The sequence below is a fragment of the Winogradskyella damuponensis genome (genome assembly GCF_039538385.1).
GTDB classification, from domain to species: domain Bacteria; phylum Bacteroidota; class Bacteroidia; order Flavobacteriales; family Flavobacteriaceae; genus Winogradskyella; species Winogradskyella damuponensis.
The window spans coordinates 324181-342036 of the sequence record NZ_BAABCB010000018.1; the positions used below are offsets into that span (position 1 = coordinate 324181).

General features: G+C 32.3%; 19 protein-coding genes. 14 read left to right on the top strand and 5 right to left on the bottom strand.

Going from position 1 to position 17856, the window contains the following annotated elements:
* Position 1 precedes the first annotated feature (1 nt).
* From ABD730_RS10060 to ABD730_RS10075, 4 genes are all read left to right on the top strand, one after another.
* Entirely contained in the window at positions 2-928 is a 927-nt protein-coding gene (locus tag ABD730_RS10060; protein WP_344714318.1) for a homoserine kinase, read from the top strand.
* A gap of 85 nt (positions 929-1013) precedes the next feature.
* Positions 1014-2303, top strand: coding sequence for a threonine synthase (gene thrC, locus ABD730_RS10065; protein ID WP_344714320.1), 1290 nt, complete (start codon positions 1014-1016; stop codon positions 2301-2303).
* A gap of 73 nt (positions 2304-2376) precedes the next feature.
* Complete coding sequence (locus ABD730_RS10070; protein ID WP_344714322.1) at positions 2377-3183, top strand: hypothetical protein; 807 nt, start codon at positions 2377-2379, stop codon at positions 3181-3183.
* A gap of 57 nt (positions 3184-3240) precedes the next feature.
* On the top strand, positions 3241-3591 hold the full coding sequence (locus ABD730_RS10075) for a ribose-5-phosphate isomerase (protein WP_334466238.1): 351 nt from the start codon (positions 3241-3243) through the stop codon (positions 3589-3591).
* A 146-nt stretch (positions 3592-3737) separates the two neighbouring features.
* Here ABD730_RS10075 and ABD730_RS10080 read toward each other — a convergent pair whose 3' ends face one another.
* On the bottom strand, positions 3738-4469 hold the full coding sequence (locus tag ABD730_RS10080; protein ID WP_334466241.1) for an energy transducer TonB: 732 nt from the start codon (positions 4467-4469) through the stop codon (positions 3738-3740).
* Positions 4470-4560: 91 nt separating this feature from the next.
* The gene (locus ABD730_RS10085; RefSeq protein WP_344714556.1) at positions 4561-6705 is read right to left on the bottom strand and encodes a TonB-dependent receptor; all 2145 of its coding nucleotides are present in this window, start codon (positions 6703-6705) and stop codon (positions 4561-4563) included.
* 212 nt (positions 6706-6917) lie between these two features.
* Here ABD730_RS10085 and ABD730_RS10090 point away from each other — a divergent pair, with 212 nt between their 5' ends.
* A complete protein-coding gene (locus ABD730_RS10090; RefSeq protein ID WP_344714326.1) occupies positions 6918-7592 on the top strand; it encodes a lysoplasmalogenase in 675 nt (224 codons plus the stop codon).
* 3 nt (positions 7593-7595) lie between these two features.
* On the opposite strand, the gene ABD730_RS10095 is transcribed toward ABD730_RS10090, so the two are convergent.
* On the bottom strand, positions 7596-8867 hold the full coding sequence (locus tag ABD730_RS10095) for an NAD(P)/FAD-dependent oxidoreductase (protein WP_334466864.1): 1272 nt from the start codon (positions 8865-8867) through the stop codon (positions 7596-7598).
* A 137-nt stretch (positions 8868-9004) separates the two neighbouring features.
* Between ABD730_RS10095 and ABD730_RS10100 the strand changes: the two genes are divergently transcribed.
* The gene (locus ABD730_RS10100) at positions 9005-9499 is read left to right on the top strand and encodes an RNA polymerase sigma factor (protein ID WP_215925821.1); all 495 of its coding nucleotides are present in this window, start codon (positions 9005-9007) and stop codon (positions 9497-9499) included.
* A 4-nt stretch (positions 9500-9503) separates the two neighbouring features.
* Positions 9504-10136 carry a hypothetical protein gene (locus tag ABD730_RS10105; protein WP_334466263.1) on the top strand — a complete coding sequence of 211 codons (633 nt, stop codon included), beginning with the start codon at positions 9504-9506 and terminating at the stop codon, positions 10134-10136.
* A 1-nt stretch (position 10137) separates the two neighbouring features.
* Here the strand turns inward: ABD730_RS10105 and ABD730_RS10110 are convergent, their stop codons facing one another.
* Positions 10138-10938 carry a lysophospholipid acyltransferase family protein gene (locus ABD730_RS10110; RefSeq protein WP_215925823.1) on the bottom strand — a complete coding sequence of 267 codons (801 nt, stop codon included), beginning with the start codon at positions 10936-10938 and terminating at the stop codon, positions 10138-10140.
* A gap of 49 nt (positions 10939-10987) precedes the next feature.
* The gene (locus ABD730_RS10115) at positions 10988-11632 is read right to left on the bottom strand and encodes an NUDIX hydrolase (protein WP_334466266.1); all 645 of its coding nucleotides are present in this window, start codon (positions 11630-11632) and stop codon (positions 10988-10990) included.
* A gap of 2 nt (positions 11633-11634) precedes the next feature.
* On the opposite strand from ABD730_RS10115, the gene ABD730_RS10120 reads away from it, so the two are divergent.
* The 7 genes from ABD730_RS10120 to ABD730_RS10150 all read left to right on the top strand — a co-directional run bounded on the left by ABD730_RS10120 (position 11635) and on the right by ABD730_RS10150 (position 17724).
* Positions 11635-12348: a peptidylprolyl isomerase gene (locus ABD730_RS10120; RefSeq protein ID WP_344714330.1), complete on the top strand. Its 714-nt coding sequence runs from the start codon at positions 11635-11637 to the stop codon at positions 12346-12348.
* Positions 12349-12537: 189 nt separating this feature from the next.
* Complete coding sequence (locus ABD730_RS10125; protein ID WP_344714332.1) at positions 12538-14685, top strand: M3 family metallopeptidase; 2148 nt, start codon at positions 12538-12540, stop codon at positions 14683-14685.
* Positions 14686-14813: 128 nt separating this feature from the next.
* Entirely contained in the window at positions 14814-15053 is a 240-nt protein-coding gene (locus ABD730_RS10130; RefSeq protein WP_036578964.1) for a ribbon-helix-helix domain-containing protein, read from the top strand.
* Positions 15046-15333 (top strand): type II toxin-antitoxin system RelE/ParE family toxin, encoded by a 288-nt coding sequence (locus tag ABD730_RS10135; protein ID WP_344714336.1) that lies wholly within the window; start codon positions 15046-15048, stop codon positions 15331-15333. Before ABD730_RS10130 ends, ABD730_RS10135 begins: the two co-directional genes overlap by 8 nt.
* Before the next feature lie 214 nt (positions 15334-15547).
* On the top strand, positions 15548-15802 hold the full coding sequence (locus ABD730_RS10140; RefSeq protein ID WP_344714338.1) for a hypothetical protein: 255 nt from the start codon (positions 15548-15550) through the stop codon (positions 15800-15802).
* Between the two features lie 384 nt (positions 15803-16186).
* Entirely contained in the window at positions 16187-16561 is a 375-nt protein-coding gene (locus tag ABD730_RS10145; protein WP_344714340.1) for a GreA/GreB family elongation factor, read from the top strand.
* A 299-nt stretch (positions 16562-16860) separates the two neighbouring features.
* Entirely contained in the window at positions 16861-17724 is an 864-nt protein-coding gene (locus tag ABD730_RS10150; protein ID WP_344714342.1) for a DUF5694 domain-containing protein, read from the top strand.
* Positions 17725-17856 lie beyond the last annotated feature (132 nt).

Here is a 17856-nt window from a genome sequence, read left to right on the forward strand (position 1 = left end):
TATGAAAAATGAAATCAAAATATTTTCGCCTGCAACAGTTGCTAACGTCGCTTGTGGATTTGATGTCCTTGGTTTTTGCTTAGACACCATTGGTGATGAAATGGTCATTAGAAAAACAGAAAAAAAAGGTATTAAAATCACCAAAATTGAAGGCTACGATTTGCCCTTTGAAGCCGAGAAAAACGTTGCTGGTGTTTCAGCATTAGCGATGTACAATGCTTTACAACCAGATTGCGGTTTTGAAATTGAAATCTATAAAAAAATTAAACCTGGCAGTGGTATTGGAAGTAGCTCTGCAAGTGCAGCTGGAAGTGTTTTTGGAATGAATGTTTTACTAGATTATCCATTAAACAAAACACAGCTAACTAACTTTGCTATGAAAGGTGAAGCCTTAGCCAGTAAATGCGAACATGCCGATAATTTAGCGCCAGCTATTTTTGGTGGTTTTACACTGGTAAAAAGTGCCTGTCCATTACATGTTTTAGAATTACCTACACCTTCAGATGTATTTGCAACTCTAATTCACCCACAGATTGAAATAAAAACATCCGAATCTAGAGCAATTCTTCCAAAAGACATTCCATTAAGTAATGCCATTACACAATGGGCAAATGTTGGAAGCTTGGTTCATGCTTTACACACATCGGATTATAAGTTATTAAAAGACTCATTAAACGATGTGGTTATAGAACCGTATCGCAAACAACTGATTCCACATTTCGACGCTATCAAAAAGGCATCATTACAAGCAGGAGCTTTGGGCTGTGCAATCTCAGGTTCTGGACCATCAATTTTTATGTTAAGCAAAGGAGACGCTACTGCTCAAAATGTAGAAAAAGCAATTAGAGATGTCTATGCTAAAACAGATATTGCATTCGAAACTTATGTTTCAAAAATTAACACAGAAGGTATAAAAATTTTAAAGTAAACACGAGGTCACTCTTAACACCATTAAAATATTGGGATGAACCTCACCAATAAATCATTCTTCTGAACATAATATAAAACAACTAATGAACTACTATTCACTAAACAGAAAAGCACCAAACACAACTTTTGAAGATGCTGTTGTAAAAGGATTAGCACCAGATAAAGGCTTATATTTCCCAGAATCTATTACACCTTTAGAGGCCTCTTTTTTTGAAACGATTGAAGACAAATCAAATACAGAAATTGCATTTGAAGCAATTAAACAATTCATTGTTCCTGAAATTCCTAAAGATGTCTTAAAAACGATTGTTGAAGAGACCTTAAGTTTTGATTTTCCCGTAGTTGAAATAAATAAAAACATTTCAACACTAGAGTTATTTCATGGACCAACTATGGCATTTAAAGATGTTGGAGCACGTTTTATGGCGAGGTGCTTAGGGTATTTCAACAAAACCAATACTAATGATGTCACGGTATTAGTAGCTACTTCTGGAGATACAGGTGGCGCTGTTGCTAATGGTTTTTTAGGTGTAAAAGGTGTAAACGTTGTGATTCTTTACCCAAGTGGAAAAGTGAGTGATATTCAAGAAAAACAATTAACAACACTTGGTCAAAATATTACAGCTTTAGAAGTTGATGGCGTTTTTGACGACTGTCAAGACATGGTAAAACAGGCCTTTATGGATGAAGAGTTGACTAGTAAAATGCAGTTAACTTCGGCTAATTCTATAAATATTGCACGTTGGTTACCACAACTCTTTTATTTTATGTTTGCATACAAGCAATTAAAATCAAAACACAAAGACATTGCTTTCTCTGTTCCTAGTGGTAACTTTGGAAATATTTGTGCTGGTATGGTCGCTCAAAAATTAGGATTACCTGTTAAACATTTTATAGCTTCAAACAACGCTAATGACACGGTTGTAAATTATATGACCACACAATCTTACGACCCAAAACCATCTGTACAAACTATTAGTAACGCCATGGATGTTGGTAACCCAAGTAACTTTATACGTATCCAAGAATTACATAATAACGATTTTGATGCCCTAAAAACTAATTTATCATCTTACAGTTTTACAGATGCTGAAACTAGAACGGCATTACTAGAGTTATACAAAGAATTCAACTATGTCGCTGATCCACATGGTGCTGTTGGATATTTAGGTGCTAAAACCTATTTAGAAAACAATGATGCACATGTGGTGTTTTTAGAAACAGCACATCCAACAAAGTTTTTAGATGTTGTGGAAGATGTCATTAAAAAAACGTTGCCTTTACCTTCTCAAATTGAAGCTGTAATAGATAAAGAAAAAGTATCCAATAAAATTGCTACTTATGAAAAATTAAAAAGCTTTTTACTGAGCTAATACTATTCTTTTCTTCATATTTGAGTTTTAAAGCTTATTTAATTTTAATTATGCCTACAATATGAATATGAATATGAAAAACATACATATCCTTTTTTTTAGCTTATTTACTTCTGTTATTTTCAGTCAAAATAATGCTCCTGAATTGTTAACTAAAAATAAAATCACTAAGATTATAATTCAAGGGTATGAATACCAAGACAATTCACTAATAAAACAGACATATCACGTTAATGAAATTGATAATTATGGAAATACAACAGCATTTAAAACATACGATTTAAACGACTCTTTAATTAAAGAAACGAATTATAAAATTTCTGATGATGGGAAGACACAATATAGTACAACATTAGATGAAAAAGGAGCGGTAAATTACTCACACATTATTACTAAAGATTACGAAAATCGCTCTATGCGAAGGTTACAATTAAATGCCGAAGGCGATACTTTAGTACATCAACTTAGAATTAGAGATAAAAACTTAAAGGATAGCATTCTATATAATATCATAAAAAACAAACGGATTGTTAGTTACACATGGAATTACAATGATGGTGAAATGTTAATTACCAAAGCAAAATTTGACAAAAACGGAAATCTAATAAACAAAGATATTTACACATATCATATAAATGGGAACTGTGTAAAAATGAGAAATGAAAACAGGACTGTTGTGTCTAATAAATGTACCGAAAGGAACAAAGAAATTAGAAAATTTTCAACAAATCGTACAGGTTATATGTCGGGAATAAAGTTAGTATTAGAAAAAGGCGGTAAAAGTATAGAAACAAGATTAGACAATGGACTAGTAGAAAAAAAAGAGTATTTTTCTAAAAAAGGAAAATTACTAGCATTACTTAAATATACATATCACTAGCTATTAAATCATTTAAAATTCCTTATTTTAAACAGTAAGAAATCTAGTTTTCCTAAAATGTCTAAAACACTATATACCATATATGTCATAGAACTTTCTAAACGCGTGTTTACTGAAAACACTAAGTTTAGAAAAGCAAATCCGCAGTTTAATGGTGTTTTAGAGTGTTTATATGTTGGTATGACAAGTAAAACACCTAAAGAACGCTTTTTACAACACAAAACAGGACATCGGAATAAAAAAGGGTATAAAATATCTTCAAATATTGTAGAGCAATATGGCACCTATTTACGCCCTAGTCTTTTTAATCATATTGATCCTTTTTTTACCAGAGCCGAAGCTTTAAAAGCTGAAGAACAAATTGCTTTAGAATTAAGAAGAGAAGGTTATGCAGTTTGGTTTAATTAACCTTTTATCCCTTGCTTCTATTTAATATAGAACGCAAAAAAGTCATTTTAAGAATTGTAAAAAAATTATTTTTGTTTTTACTATCCTCAAAATGACATTTTATTAAACTAAACCGACTACAACTTAAGTTAAAACTGTTATTAAAATCATTGTGTTTCTAACTTAAAATTAATTGGAATACTGTAAGGTACAGCTACGTTCATATCTCGCTGTCTTCCGGGTTCCATTGTTGGTAGCAAATTAATAATTCGCTCTGCTTCAGTTTCTAAAAGTTTGTCGGGACCTCTACTTTTAACTTTAGTCACCTTTCCGTATTTATCTATTAAAAAGAATACAAATACTTTACCATGAATATTAAGTTCTGCCGCAGTTTCTGGGTATTTAAAATGTTTCTGTAAATGTTCTTGTATTTTTTTTTCAAAACAAGCTTTTAACTCTGCATTGTTTCCTGTACAGCCTGGAAATCTTGGCACTCTTTCAATTACCGCAAAAGGAACTTCTACTTCTTCTTCAACTTCCACAACAGCAACTTCTTCAATTCCAACTTCTCGTTCATCAATAATATCATCTTGACCAATTTCTGTACTTTCTATAACACTCTCTTCAACATCTTCAACATCTTCAACAATAGTTATGACTTCTGTTACAATTTGTTTTTGAGCTGGAGGTGGTGGCGGAGCAATTTCAATAGTTGTAATAGGGATATCCTCATCTATTAAATCATCTACCATTAAGACATCAATCTTTGTAGCTTCTCTGTCGTAAGTCTTATGTTCTAATCCTATATATGTTAGGAGTAACATTACGTTTAAGCCAACAGCAAAAAATAAACTACTGTTTCGACCTACATTGGCTTTTGGGTTTTTCTTGAGTTCCATGACGTTTAATTTTGTTACATAAATTTACGCATCATAACGCTTAAAAATTATGACATATATCATGTTTCACTTAGAATCAACACCTTAAGCATTACAAATTGTCTAATTGATTCTCTTTTCCGTCTTCACTTATGGTCCAAAAGAATCCAACAAAAAAGAACTGATCGGCTGCTGGAGTTAAAGCGCGTCTATTAAATTGTCCATTAAAATCTGGTGTATTTGCATATTGGTAACCATTAATATTTTTAAAGCCTAAGACATTATTAACAGAAAAATATAAGATCTTTTGTGGGCTTAATAAATACGCCCAATTAACACTTAAACTATTGAATGCTTTTGTGCGCTCACTTAATAATGCATTAGTATTAGGATTGGTATAGGGACGACCTGAAGAAAATCCATAAGATAATCCTACTTGGCTTTTCCAATTTTCAATCCAATATTTACCAACAATAGATAAGTTATGGTTTGTAGCATAACTTGGCTGTGCAGCAGTTGTATAGTTTCTATAATCGCGTTCTGTATCTAAATAAGAATAACTTACCCAATAATCTACTGCTTTTATACTCGTATTATCTCTCCAAAAGAAATCAACTCCTTGTGCATAGCCTTGTCCTGAGGTATTAAAATTGCTATCAAACTGCGCTATATCAGTATCAAACTTTACTAAATCGTCGTAATCCTTTCTGTAAGCCTCTGCTCTAAATAGTTTACCATCATTTACATATTGATAGTTAAATATATAATGTGATGTCTTTTGTGCTCTTAAATCTTGATTAAACTTTAAAACATTGCTATTAGGATTCTGAAAAAAGTTACCATAAGCTAAGGAAAACTGTCCGTTTTTAGAACTTTTATAAGCCAATGCTGCTCGTGGAGCCACATCTATAGCATTAAAAATTGAACTATGGTCTGCTCTTACTCCTATCTTTAACGCCAAGGCTTTAGAAAAAATGACATCTGCTTCAGCAAATCCAGCGGTTATATTATTGTTAAAGCCATAGGTTTCGTCAATAAAACCTTCATTATAATTTTCCTTAAAATCCGTAATAAACTGTTCGGCACCGAAACTCAATTTAAACCGACTATTAAATCGTTTTTTTAATTTCAACTTTAAATGAGCGGAATTTTCAGTAGCATTAATTGTACTAGTTTGAATGCCTATCTTATTTTTAGCATAAGTATAACTCACTCCTGAAGTTAAGGTCCAATTATGTCCTAAAACACCCTTATAAGATGTATTGAGATAGAAGTTATTATTCTTCAATTTAAAATCGATGCCTTCTTCATAATTAATATCTTCTTGATTTAATTCAAATTTTGAAGCATCAAAAGCCGCATAAAATTTCAACATACCATTATTTAGTTTTTGTCTAAAAACAGTTTCACCTTGCGCTCCAGAAACAGGGGTTTTCCATTCGTTTCTATCTTTAAAAACAGCTAAATAAGGAGCCAGGTTAATATAACTAGCATTAAAACTTAAAGACGATTTGTCCCATTTCTGTGTATTACCTATACTTGCTCCAACACTCATAATACCAATATCTGTCTTCTCTTGGTCTGGTTCGTCAATGGTATTTAGAAGTAATACACTCGATAAAGCTTGTCCGAATTCGGAAGAATAACCTCCTGTTGAAAATGTAATACCATCAAATAAAAATGGGGAATAACGCCCACGTGTTGGCATATTATTAGTCGTTGGTGCATACGGTGTAAACACACGAATGCCATCTATAAAAATTTGAGTTTCATCTGCATTACCTCCACGTACAAATAAACGGCCATCTTCTGCCACATTTGACGTTCCTGGCAGCGTCTGTAAGGCTCCAACAAAATCGCCTAAGGCACTTGCTGTTGTTACCACATCTAACGGTTTTAGAACAGAAACCTTAGAATTATCACCTGCTTCAAAAGTACCAGCACTAATAATTACAGTATCTAAGGATTCAACGTCTTCTCGTAATTTAATTTGAAGGTTTGAAAATTTAGAAACATCTCCGATAACTGTTTTGGTTTCAAAAGACAAAAAAGAAATAATTAAGGTTTGTACACCTTTTTCATCAGTAGAAAACGAAAATTTACCATGTTCATCTGAAGTGTCTCCATCATAAGTCCCCTCTAAATACACATTGGCACCAATAACAACTTCACCTTTATGATCTGTTACTTGTCCTGAAATGGTAGTTTGTCCAAACGTAATTATACTTATAAAGAGTGTAATGATTGTAACTAGCATTTTACCCACCACATTTCTATGGTTCTTTAGGTATTCGTAAGTCTGTGATTTCATAATGTGATTGGTCATTAAAAGTTCGTTTTTGTTGATAGTACAAATTTGACCGATTTTTAAACCGATATGAATTCTATTGTACTGAACTGTATAATATCAATGACGAATTGAATATATTTGGTTCTAGACATAAGACATCTTTACTAAAACCAACAGACATGTTAACTTCTACCGAAAAACAATTCAGCATTCTCTTCTTTATAATTGTACTTGTTGAACTTGTAACAGGAAGTATAACATGGCTAAACAGCATCCATTACATAGCCAAACCAGCAATTGTGATTAGTCTTATTGTGTTGTTTTTAAGAACATCTGAATCACTTCCTAAGGCCATAAAACGGACAACGCTATTGGCACTCGCCTTTTCCGTTTTAGGAGATGTATTATTGATGTTTGTAGACCATTCACCTCACTTTTTTACATTGGGATTGATTGCGTTTTTAACAGCTCACGTCATGTATGTCATCGTATTTTTAAAACATAGACATAAACACAAATCACCTTTAGGGTTTATAGCCGTATTGCTCGTTTATGCAGCAAGCTTATTTTATTTTTTAAATGGAAATTTAGGTGAACTATTCATTCCTGTTCTTGTATATATGTTGGTCATATTAAGTATGGCCACAACAGCATATTTACGAAAAAACCAAGTGAATATACTCAGTTATGGACTCGTTTTTTTAGGAGCCTTATTATTTATGGTGTCAGATAGTATTTTGGCGCTCAATAAGTTTTACACCCCTATTCCATGGTCTAATATAAGCATAATGCTGACCTATGCTTTAGCGCAATATTTAATAGTCATAGGCATATTAAAGTTGAAAGTGCACTAAATATTACTTTTTAAATGGCCTTATAATAAGTCGTGCTGCCTTATCAAAATTGATATAATTATAGGTCCAATTAAACAGTACAATAACGCGATTTCTAAAACCTACTAAAGACATCAAGTGTACAAACATCCAAATAAACCAAGCAAAGAAGCCTCCAAATTTATAATGCTTTAAATCTACAACCGCTTTATTTCTACCAATCGTTGCCATAGAACCTTTGTCTTTATAAACAAAGGGTTTCAAAGGTTTGTTTTCTATTAATCGCAATATATTTTTTCCTAATAATTCCCCTTGTTGTATGGCTGGTTGTGCAACTTGAGGGTGCCCTTTTGGATACTCCTCAGATGTCATTAAAGCAATATCGCCAACGGCAAAAATATTAGCGTAATCTTCTACTTGATTAAATTGGTTGACTTTATAACGGTTTGCTCCGGCTATTACAGCCTCTGCTTTTAAACCTTGTACAGGAGCACCAGTAACACCTGCTGCCCAAATTAAGGTTTCAGATTCCATTGTTAAATCTGAATTTGTCGTTACCGTTAAGCCATCATAATGTTTTACAAACGTATTGCAATGCACCTTTACACCTAATTTATTCAAAAATTTAGCTGCTTTTTTAGAGGCATGTTTGCTCATAGGAGGTAATACACGATCTGCACCTTCTAATAAATGAATATGCATGTCATCAGGATTTAAATCGTGATAATCTCTTGGTAAAATATTATTCTTCAATTCTGCTATGGCACCAGCGAGCTCTACTCCTGTTGGTCCTGCTCCTACAATTACAAAATTAAGAAAGGCTTCACGTTCTTCTTTAGAATCGGCAATAGCTGCTTTTTCAAAATTTTGTAAAATCAAGCTTCTAATGTCTAAAGCTTGAGGAACCGTTTTCATTGGCATACTAGATGACTCAATGGCTTTATTACCAAAGTAATTGGTTTTTGTTCCTGTTGCAATAACCAAATAATCATAAGTTAAATGACCTATAGAAGTAATAATTTCGTTCTTATCAGGTAGAATTTGTTCAACTTCTGCCAAACGAAAAAAAGTAGTTTTATGTTTTTTTATAATTTTCCGCAATGGATAAGCAATAGAATCTGGTTCTAAACCAGAACTAGATACTTGGTATAATAATGGTTGAAACGTATGGTAATTACGTTTGTCTATTAAAACAACTTGAAGATTTTTATTTGCTAAGCGTTTAACTAAATTTATACCTGCAAAGCCACCTCCTACAATGACAACTCTTGGCAGGTTAGACTGCGGAATATTCATTAAATATCTATTGTAATTTCTCATACAAAAATACGAATTATCAAGCCTAAAAATTGTCTTTTAAAACAATTGTTAAATAAATTTGTAACAAAACACAATTAGCTACTACTAATAAAATAACTAACCAATTTCATCAATTGAACAAAGAACTAGAACATAGTTTTGTAGAACAGTTACAAAAGCATCAAAACATTGTGCATAAGGTGTGTCGTTTGTATACCAATAATGCTGATGCCCATAACGATCTGTTTCAAGAAATTACCATACAATTATGGAGAGCTTATCCAAAATTTAGAGGTGATTCTAAATTTAGCACATGGATGTATCGTGTAGGGCTTAATACTGCAATTACCTTATACAGAAAATCAAAAAGACGCATAAACACACAAGATTTTGATGCTGTACAGTTTAAAATTAAAGCAGAAGAATATGACGATACTGAAGAACAACAATTAAAACTCTTATACCAAGCTGTACATCAATTAAATGATATAGAAAAAGCCTTAGTATTCTTGTATTTAGAAGATAAAGACTACAGGGAAATTAGCGCGACTTTAGGTATAACAGAAGTGAATGCACGAGTGAAAATGAATCGTGTTAAAAAGAAATTAAAAACCATACTAAATCCGTAAGATTATGGATGAATTAGAATTATTAAAAAAGGATTGGAAGAGATCCGATAACCAATATAAATCATTTTCGGATAACGATATCTATAAAATGAGTCACAAAAAATCATCAACCATTGTTAAAACCTTGTTTTATATCAGTGTGGCTGAATTAGTCTTTTGGGTACTCATCAATTTTCTACCTTATGTCCTTTCAGAGAAAATGAAGGCGCACTTAGAAGAAATGAGTCATAGCTGGATATATGTAAGTTTAAATATCATTAGCTACCTTGTTATCATTTTATTTGTGTATTTACTTTGGAGAGCTCACAAAGCAATATCTGTTACTGATAATGCAAAGAAACTCATGGAAAGTATTTTGAAAACAAGAAAAATAATTAAGTATTACGTGCTTTACAATCTATCAATTGCATTAATCAGTATACCTATTTCGCTGTATTTTTCAATAAACGAACATCCTGAAATATCAGAACAACTAAGCAATGCTTCAACCGAAAAATTAGTTATTATGTCTTTAGTAGCTATAGGAATTACAATCGCATTTTTAGGACTTGTATGGTTGTTTTACAAGTTAATCTATGGCATTCTAATAAGACGATTAAACCGAAATTATCAAGAGTTAAAAAAATTAGAAATATAAATTACATATCTCTAAGTTCTCTATTCAATCGTTCATTTTCTTCAAGTACATCTTGTGGAATTACTTTTAAAAATGAAGGGTGTTGCTCAATAGCATACTCTATTTTTTCAACAATACTAGCAATAGATTCATTTTCATAATCTATTTCTAAAGGGGGTTTTATTTCAAAAGATTGAAAAATATTTTTCTTTTTAATTCGCAATCCTTTCTTATCAAACGATCGTCTAAAACCATCAATAACAATAGGCACTACAATTGGCTTATAGGTTTTAATGATATGGGCTGTTCCTTTTCTAATAGGTTTAAAAGGAGTGGTTGTACCTTGCGGAAATGTGACTACCCAACCATCATCTAAAGCGGTTTTGATCATGGTAATATCACTCATTTTTACTTGGCGATTAACATCTTTACCTTGAGATCTCCACGTGCGCTCAATACTAATAGAACCTGTGTAAGCAAATATTTTAGGAAGTATACCAGATTTCATGGTTTCCTTTGCTGCCACATAATACATATTTAGCTTAGGATTCCACAAATAACCTACATTTTTAATGCTATCTAATCGTCCGCTTAAACTAGCGTTGAATACATGAAACATAGCAATAACATCTGCAAAATAGGTCTGATGATTAGAAATAAACAACACATTAGTATCTGGAAGGTCCTTAATAATCTCAGACCCCTCTATTTGTAAATCATTAAACCCTCTAAAACGTCTGTGTGTAAAAGCTCCAAGAATTCTTATAAGCCATTTTTTAACCCAAAGTATATGTCCGAAAGGATTTCTTTTGAATAATCCCATAGTTAATTTTTCAAATTTTGTCAATTACAAATGTAACCATTAAGTTAAATTATAAAACTTGTTTTAACAAGTCTTTTATTTCTCCAAGCATCATTGCAGTTGCTCCCCAAACAATATGTCCATTAAATTTAAAAGCTGGCACATCTACATGCTCATCAAAAGAGGTTGGTACTGTTGTAGTTATAGTGCTATTATCGTTTAAAAAGTCAGCAAGTTTTACTTCTATGATTTCTTCAACCTCTTCATCTTGTTTTGTAAAAATTAAATATTCTTTTGAAATTCCAATATAAGGATGCACCATAAAATTACTTGGTGGTATATAAATAGGAGACATTGTTTTTAAAACATCAATATGAGTCCTTGAGACTCCAATCTCTTCTTCTGTTTCTCTAATGGCAGTTTCCATTAAATCGTTATTATCATTATCTTCATATTTTCCTCCAGGAAACCCAACTTGAGCAGAATGTACTCCTTTATAAGTTTTACGTAGAATAAGAACCAAGTGAGTTTCATCGTTAGTATTAGGATAAAACAAAGCCATAACTCCTGCCCTTTTAGCCGCTTTAGACTTCTTTTTCATTTTTTCTGCTAATTCTAAACGATAAGGAGGAGACATTTTAGCATGAGAGTCTTCGCCAAAAAGCTCTAGATGTTTTATTTTTACTACAGATTCTAAAAACGTATTAAATAACATTTATGAAATTTCGATTATTGTTTCCAATGGTTATTGGAATTGGATTATTACTTCTGAATTGTGAAGATAAACAAACTTCAAAAAAAACAGATACAACAATTGCAAAAGATTCTACAGTTACCCAAACCAAAGTTACACCTAAAAAGAAACAAGAAATAGACTATCCTAAACTAACAGATGCTAATGCGATGGAATTCTTTTTAGAATACGAAAAAGAAAACAAAGAAAACAAAGTACGAATTACCACAGATTTTGGCATTATAGAAATCGAGCTCTATGATAAAACAAAATTCCATAGAGCAAATTTCGTTTACCTTACTAAGCGTAAATATTTTGATGGCACACAGTTTTACAGAGTCGTAAAAAACTTTGTAATACAAGGCGGAAGCAGTGACGATTATAACATTGCTAAAAGACGTCAAAATATAGGACATTATTTATTACCTCCAGATACCAAACGCGGCTACACACACAAAAGAGGAGCCGTTTCTATGCCAAGTAGCGAAATAGAAAATGCCTATAAATTAGCCTCTCCATTTCAGTTTTTTATAATTCAACGTGAAGATGGAGCCCATTATTTAGATGGTGAGTATACCGTTTTTGGAGAAGTCACAAAAGGCATGGATGTCGTAGATCAAATTAATGCTGTTAAAACAGACGAAGGAGATTGGCCTTTACATAATGTTTATATTAGAAAGGTTGAATTGATTGAGTAACACATATTGCGTAAATAACTTTAAGATATTACTTATTTTTTAGCCTTATTTAAGCCTATATAATCCCTGTAATCCTAAAGTGATTTCCTTCAAAAAATTATAAAATATTTAAGAGAGTTTATTCCTATTTTCAGTATTTTGATGACTTGATAAAACAGCAACCATTTTTCATAAACTAAACAATTAATTATGATTTCTAATTCCCTTAGAGCAACCTTAATTTGTAGCATTGTCCTTTTTTCAAGTTGTAAAGAAGACATAAAAAAAACCACAGAAAAAAACATGAGTGATAATGTATTAATCCAAGAATGGACAGGACCTTACCAAGGTGTTCCTGCTTTTGATAAAGTTTCTGTTGAAGCTATAAAACCTGCAATGGAAGAAGCCATGAAGCTTAACCTTGCCGAGATTGAAGCTATTGCTAACAACACCGAACCTGCCACCTTTGAAAACACTATTGTGGCCATGGAAAGTGCCGGTAAAGAATTAAGCAGAGTCTTTGCCTATTATGGTGTTATGGGAAGCAACGTATCCTCAGCAGAATTTAGAAAAGTACAAGCCGAATTAGCACCAAAACTTTCAGATTTTAGATCTCAAATTTCGCAAAACGAAAAACTATTCCAACGTATAAAAACGGTTTATGAAGCGTCTCAAAAAACACCTTTAGAACCGCAAGCACAACGCGTAGTTGATTTAACCTACAAGCAGTTTGAAATGAATGGCGCAAATTTAAATGCCGAAAAGAAAAAACGCTATGCCCAAATCAACAAAGAATTATCATCGCTTTACACCGATTTCGCAAACAATGTACTGCACGATGAAGAAAACTACATCACCTATTTAAACAAAGATCAGTTAGGGGGTTTAGCTGAAGGCTTTATTAAATCTGCTGCTAAAATTGCTACAGATAAAGGTGAAGACGGAAAATACGCCATTACCAATACACGCTCATCAATAGATCCCTTCCTTACCTACTCTACTGAACGCGAATTACGTAAGCAAGTTTGGGAAAACTACTACTCTAGAGGAGATAACGGAGACCAATACGACAATAACAAAATCATTGCTCAAATTTTAAAATTACGTAAAGAACGTGTGGGCTTAATGGGCTATGATAATTATGCCGAATGGAGATTACAAGACCGTATGGCAAAAACGCCAGAAAACGCAATGGATCTAATGATGGCCGTTTGGCCAGCTGCAACCTCAAGAGTTAAAGAAGAAGTGGCAGATATGCAAACTGTAGCTAACGAACTTGGAGATAACATAAGCATAGAACCATGGGATTATAGATACTATGCAGAAAAAGTGCGTAAAAAGAAATACGATTTAGATAGCGACGAAGTAAAACAATACCTACAGTTAGATAAACTAACAGAAGCCATGTTCTTTACCGCTGGCGAATTGTTTAATTATAAATTTACACCAGTAGCAGAAGGTACTGTTCCTGTGTTTCATGAGGATGTGAAGGTTTGGGAAGTTACCGATAAAGATTCTGGTAAGCATATTGGCTTATGGTATTTAGATCCTTTTGCCCGCGAAGGCAAACGCTCTGGCGCTTGGGCAACAACCTATAGAAGTTCAGATTCTTTTGAAGGCGAAAAAAATGTGTTAGCCTCTAACAATTCCAACTTTGTTAAACCAGCACCCGGAGAAGCAGTTTTAGTATCGTGGGATGATGCCACAACGTTTTTCCATGAATTTGGTCATGCCCTTCACTTCTTCTCTGCCGATGTAAAATACCCAACCTTAAATGGAGGTGTTAGAGATTACACAGAATTCCAATCGCAATTATTAGAACGTTGGTTATCTACAGACAAAGTTATCAATCAATTTTTAGTGCATTATAAAACAGGAGAACCAATTCCTGCGTCCTTAGTTGAAAAAATAAAGAAAGCCTCAACATTTAATCAAGGGTTTGGAACAACTGAATATTTAGCTTCGGCTTTAATTGATATGAAGTTACACCTAGCAGATCCTACAGATATTGATATCGATAAATTTGAACGCGAAACACTTGACGAATTAGGCATGCCTAAAGAACTACCAATGCGTCACAGAACACCGCAATTTGGTCATGTGTTTTCTGGTGAAGGCTATGCTACAGCGTATTATGGCTATATGTGGGCAGATGTACTAACTAGTGATGCTTCTGAAGCCTTTAGAGAAGCCGAAGGTGGTTTTTATGATAAAGCCGTTGCAGATAAATTGGTGAAATATTTATTTGCACCACGCAACGCTATGGATCCAGCAGAAGCCTACAGAAAATTTAGAGGTCGCGATGCTAAGATTGAAGCTCTCATGAGAGACCGAGGATTCCCTGTACAGAAGATCTAAAAATTAAAAAGCACGCTTATCCATGTTCATTTAATGGATAAGCGTATTTTTTATATGGATATAACGAGTTGGCAACAATTTGGAAATGATTCGTAATTGATGTATATTTACACCAAAACAATTAAATTATGTCAAGACAAAGTATATCATTTACAGAACCTAATGACGAATGGCTGAAAGCCCAAGTAAATGGAAAAGAATATTCAAGTAAAAGCGAATTAGTAAACGATTTAATTAGACAAGCTAGAAAACAACAAGTCGAAATTGATTGGGTACGAACTAAATTGGAAAAAGCTGAAAATAGCGGATTTACAAGCGAATCAAAAAATGAAATTTTAGCTCAATCAAAAACTCTATTGAATGGCTAAATATCGCTTAAGTAATGAAGCTAAAAATGACTTAATCCGAATTCATCACTATGGAGTTAAAAAATTTGGAATGACTCAAGCTGATAAATATTTTGAATCATTCTTTGAATATTTTGAAATTATTACCCAAAGACCTTTTTCATTCGAATCAGTTGATTATATAAAAAAAGACTACAGAAGATGTGTTTGCGGAAAAGATAGTATTTACTATAAAATAAATAACGACGTTGTTGAAATAATGGCTATTGTCGGAAGACAAGATTTGATTAACATACTGTAATCTGAATAATAAAAACTGTTGCCAACAATGTATATAATTCATAGCTGCTTCTCGCCTACTGTTGAAAAACCTCTCGGTTTTTCTATTTCCGTTATTATTTACTAACTTACTTGCTAAAATAACGCTACAAATCATACACAAAACCGTTGTGCATAATTTAACCAAACCCAAAACTGAATGAATAAAATTTACATTTTACTACCTTGATTTTAATATGTTTGACCAAGTTAAGATTAAGCATTATCCGATTAAAGGCAGTCAAGTAAAAAAAGGAACTAAATATTATAAAGAATTTGTTTTTGTTCCTGATGTTAGAGACGATTTTGTACGATTTGGAACTGAAAGAGACGAATCGAAACATGGTTATGCAATTAAAAATCCGATTACATTAAAAACAGAAAAAGGCGATTATGGAGCTTATCGATTTGAAATGTTTCGCTATACTCAAAAATATGAGGCTTTAGAATAAATCTATAGAACAATTTTAATAGTACCTTAGTAGGTATAACATTGTAAATATTAAATCTAATGATTATGTTTGTAACTCATTATATTTAATACCAATGGCAGCAATTTATGTTCTATATCTTAAAAAAAATCCTCACGGATTAGCGCTATCATTATCTTATTTACATGACGATATTTTTTTAAAAAACTCAAAAGAGTTTATTAATTAATCCCTGTTACGACTCAAAACAGGGATACTCTCGATTATTCTTAAAATTTAATCTTATTTTATTCTTAACACTATTACTAGCATTCAAAAAATAGCAGCTCTATTTACTGCACACTATTTTGGATGATTGAGTCACAACTATACATAGTATTAAGAAAGAAATTCAAAAAAAATATTATGTCAAAAAATGTAATTTTAACAACCGGAATATACGATATGATTAAAGATCATGTTCGAAGAAAAAAAGTAACTAAACAAGAAGAAGAACTATTACTTTTAGAATTAAAAAACGCCAAACAAGTACTTAGGCGAGACTTACCAAATGATATCGTTACAGTTAACCGACGTGTAAAAATTAAAGATCATACAGAAAACAAAGAAAAAGAATATACGTTTGTGTCAACCACAAAAGCAAATAACAAAAAAGGAAAATCATCTATTTTATGCGATGTTGCGGTTGCTACAATTGGCAGACAGGTAGGCGATATAATAAATTGGCCTTTTAAAGATGGAGAAAGAAAACTAGAAATTTTAATGGTTGAAAATCTTTAAACTTATAAAAAGAGTCTTTGTTCTAATAACACAAAGACTCTTTTTATTTTTTTAATACAATTAATATACTTGCAGGCTAAGAAAAAGATAATCTCTCTTTAATCTGAAGATTAGAGTTATATTAACCTCACCTAGAATAAAAAACAACTCACATCACCGTGCGTCATTATTAGCTAGATTACACCTACTTGGAAATTCTAGTGGAATTTCCTTTAGTTCGTTTCATTTTTGCTAAATTAGTTTTATAAATACATCACAAACCATATTGAGACCGTTGTCGCCAATTTAAAAACTGACAGATGAAACAAACAATTTTATTTTTATGCCTTTTATTTTTAAGCTGTAATACTAAAAATGAATCGCAGGAATTAAAAAATAAAAGCTTAACCGAACAAAAAAGTGACAAAATAAAAGTTCTAAACTTTGGAACATTTCACTTTGGTTATACTCCTGATGCCAACAAAACAGAATTTGATGAACATAGTGATGATGCACAAAAAGAAATTAGAGAAATTTCTAAAATGTTAGCGGAATTTAAACCAACAATAATATGTATCGAGAACTTACCAAAATTTAATGACGAGATCAATAAGGCCTACCAAGAGTTCTTAAATACCCCTTCTACATTAAATACAAATTATGGGGAAAGTAGTATGATTGGATTTGATGTAGGTAGGCTAAGTAATGTAAAAAAAATATATGGGATTGATAATCATATGGGCTATAATTACAGTGTTGGAGATTTTATTGAAAACAGTCCCGACCATGAAAACGCTATTGATTCAAAAACCTATTTACAACTTACAAACGAACCATTTAAAGAATATCCCGAAATGGCTAAACGTGAAGCTAACTATGACAAATTATCTTTACTCGAAAAATTAAAATTAATTAATGAGCCAATACACCTTGACTACTCAATAAACACCAATGCAGACAAACTTCTTTACGTTGGAATAGATGATGGATTTGAAGGTGCTGACAATGCTGCCATCTTTTATCATAGAAATATGAAAATATATTCTAATCTAAACAGAATTCCAATGACAAAAAAAGATAGAGTATTTATAATTATGGGAGCAGCGCATACTGCTTTTTTAAGAGAGTTTATGAGAAGAAGCCCAAAGTTTGAAATGGTAAACACTCTTGAATATTTAAAATAAAAAACAACCTCTGAAGTAATTGCTGGTGCTCGCCTACTTATAATCCTCTTGTAGATGTTGCTTCTCATGTTTGCTACACTTGGGGCTATTCGGTTTTATTTCCTAAATTAGGTGTTTATTCATGCCACGAAT

What these genes read in the sequence shown, in the direction of transcription:
- ABD730_RS10105 (WP_334466263.1), top strand. Translation starts at nt 9,504, where the DNA reads ATGGATGAATTAGAATTATTAAAAAAGGATTGGAAGAGATCCGATAAC.
- thrC (WP_344714320.1), top strand. Translation starts at nt 1,014, where the DNA reads ATGAACTACTATTCACTAAACAGAAAAGCACCAAACACAACTTTTGAA.
- ABD730_RS10130 (WP_036578964.1), top strand. Translation starts at nt 14,814, where the DNA reads ATGTCAAGACAAAGTATATCATTTACAGAACCTAATGACGAATGGCTG.
- ABD730_RS10125 (WP_344714332.1), top strand. Translation starts at nt 12,538, where the DNA reads ATGATTTCTAATTCCCTTAGAGCAACCTTAATTTGTAGCATTGTCCTT.
- ABD730_RS10090 (WP_344714326.1), top strand. Translation starts at nt 6,918, where the DNA reads ATGTTAACTTCTACCGAAAAACAATTCAGCATTCTCTTCTTTATAATT.
- ABD730_RS10140 (WP_344714338.1), top strand. Translation starts at nt 15,548, where the DNA reads ATGTTTGACCAAGTTAAGATTAAGCATTATCCGATTAAAGGCAGTCAA.
- ABD730_RS10115 (WP_334466266.1), bottom strand. Translation starts at nt 11,632, where the DNA reads ATGTTATTTAATACGTTTTTAGAATCTGTAGTAAAAATAAAACATCTA.
- ABD730_RS10075 (WP_334466238.1), top strand. Translation starts at nt 3,241, where the DNA reads ATGTCTAAAACACTATATACCATATATGTCATAGAACTTTCTAAACGC.
- ABD730_RS10095 (WP_334466864.1), bottom strand. Translation starts at nt 8,867, where the DNA reads ATGAATATTCCGCAGTCTAACCTGCCAAGAGTTGTCATTGTAGGAGGT.
- ABD730_RS10080 (WP_334466241.1), bottom strand. Translation starts at nt 4,469, where the DNA reads ATGGAACTCAAGAAAAACCCAAAAGCCAATGTAGGTCGAAACAGTAGT.
- ABD730_RS10060 (WP_344714318.1), top strand. Translation starts at nt 2, where the DNA reads ATGAAAAATGAAATCAAAATATTTTCGCCTGCAACAGTTGCTAACGTC.
- ABD730_RS10085 (WP_344714556.1), bottom strand. Translation starts at nt 6,705, where the DNA reads ATGCTAGTTACAATCATTACACTCTTTATAAGTATAATTACGTTTGGA.
- ABD730_RS10150 (WP_344714342.1), top strand. Translation starts at nt 16,861, where the DNA reads ATGAAACAAACAATTTTATTTTTATGCCTTTTATTTTTAAGCTGTAAT.
- ABD730_RS10070 (WP_344714322.1), top strand. Translation starts at nt 2,377, where the DNA reads ATGAAAAACATACATATCCTTTTTTTTAGCTTATTTACTTCTGTTATT.
- ABD730_RS10145 (WP_344714340.1), top strand. Translation starts at nt 16,187, where the DNA reads ATGTCAAAAAATGTAATTTTAACAACCGGAATATACGATATGATTAAA.
- ABD730_RS10110 (WP_215925823.1), bottom strand. Translation starts at nt 10,938, where the DNA reads ATGGGATTATTCAAAAGAAATCCTTTCGGACATATACTTTGGGTTAAA.
- ABD730_RS10135 (WP_344714336.1), top strand. Translation starts at nt 15,046, where the DNA reads ATGGCTAAATATCGCTTAAGTAATGAAGCTAAAAATGACTTAATCCGA.
- ABD730_RS10120 (WP_344714330.1), top strand. Translation starts at nt 11,635, where the DNA reads ATGAAATTTCGATTATTGTTTCCAATGGTTATTGGAATTGGATTATTA.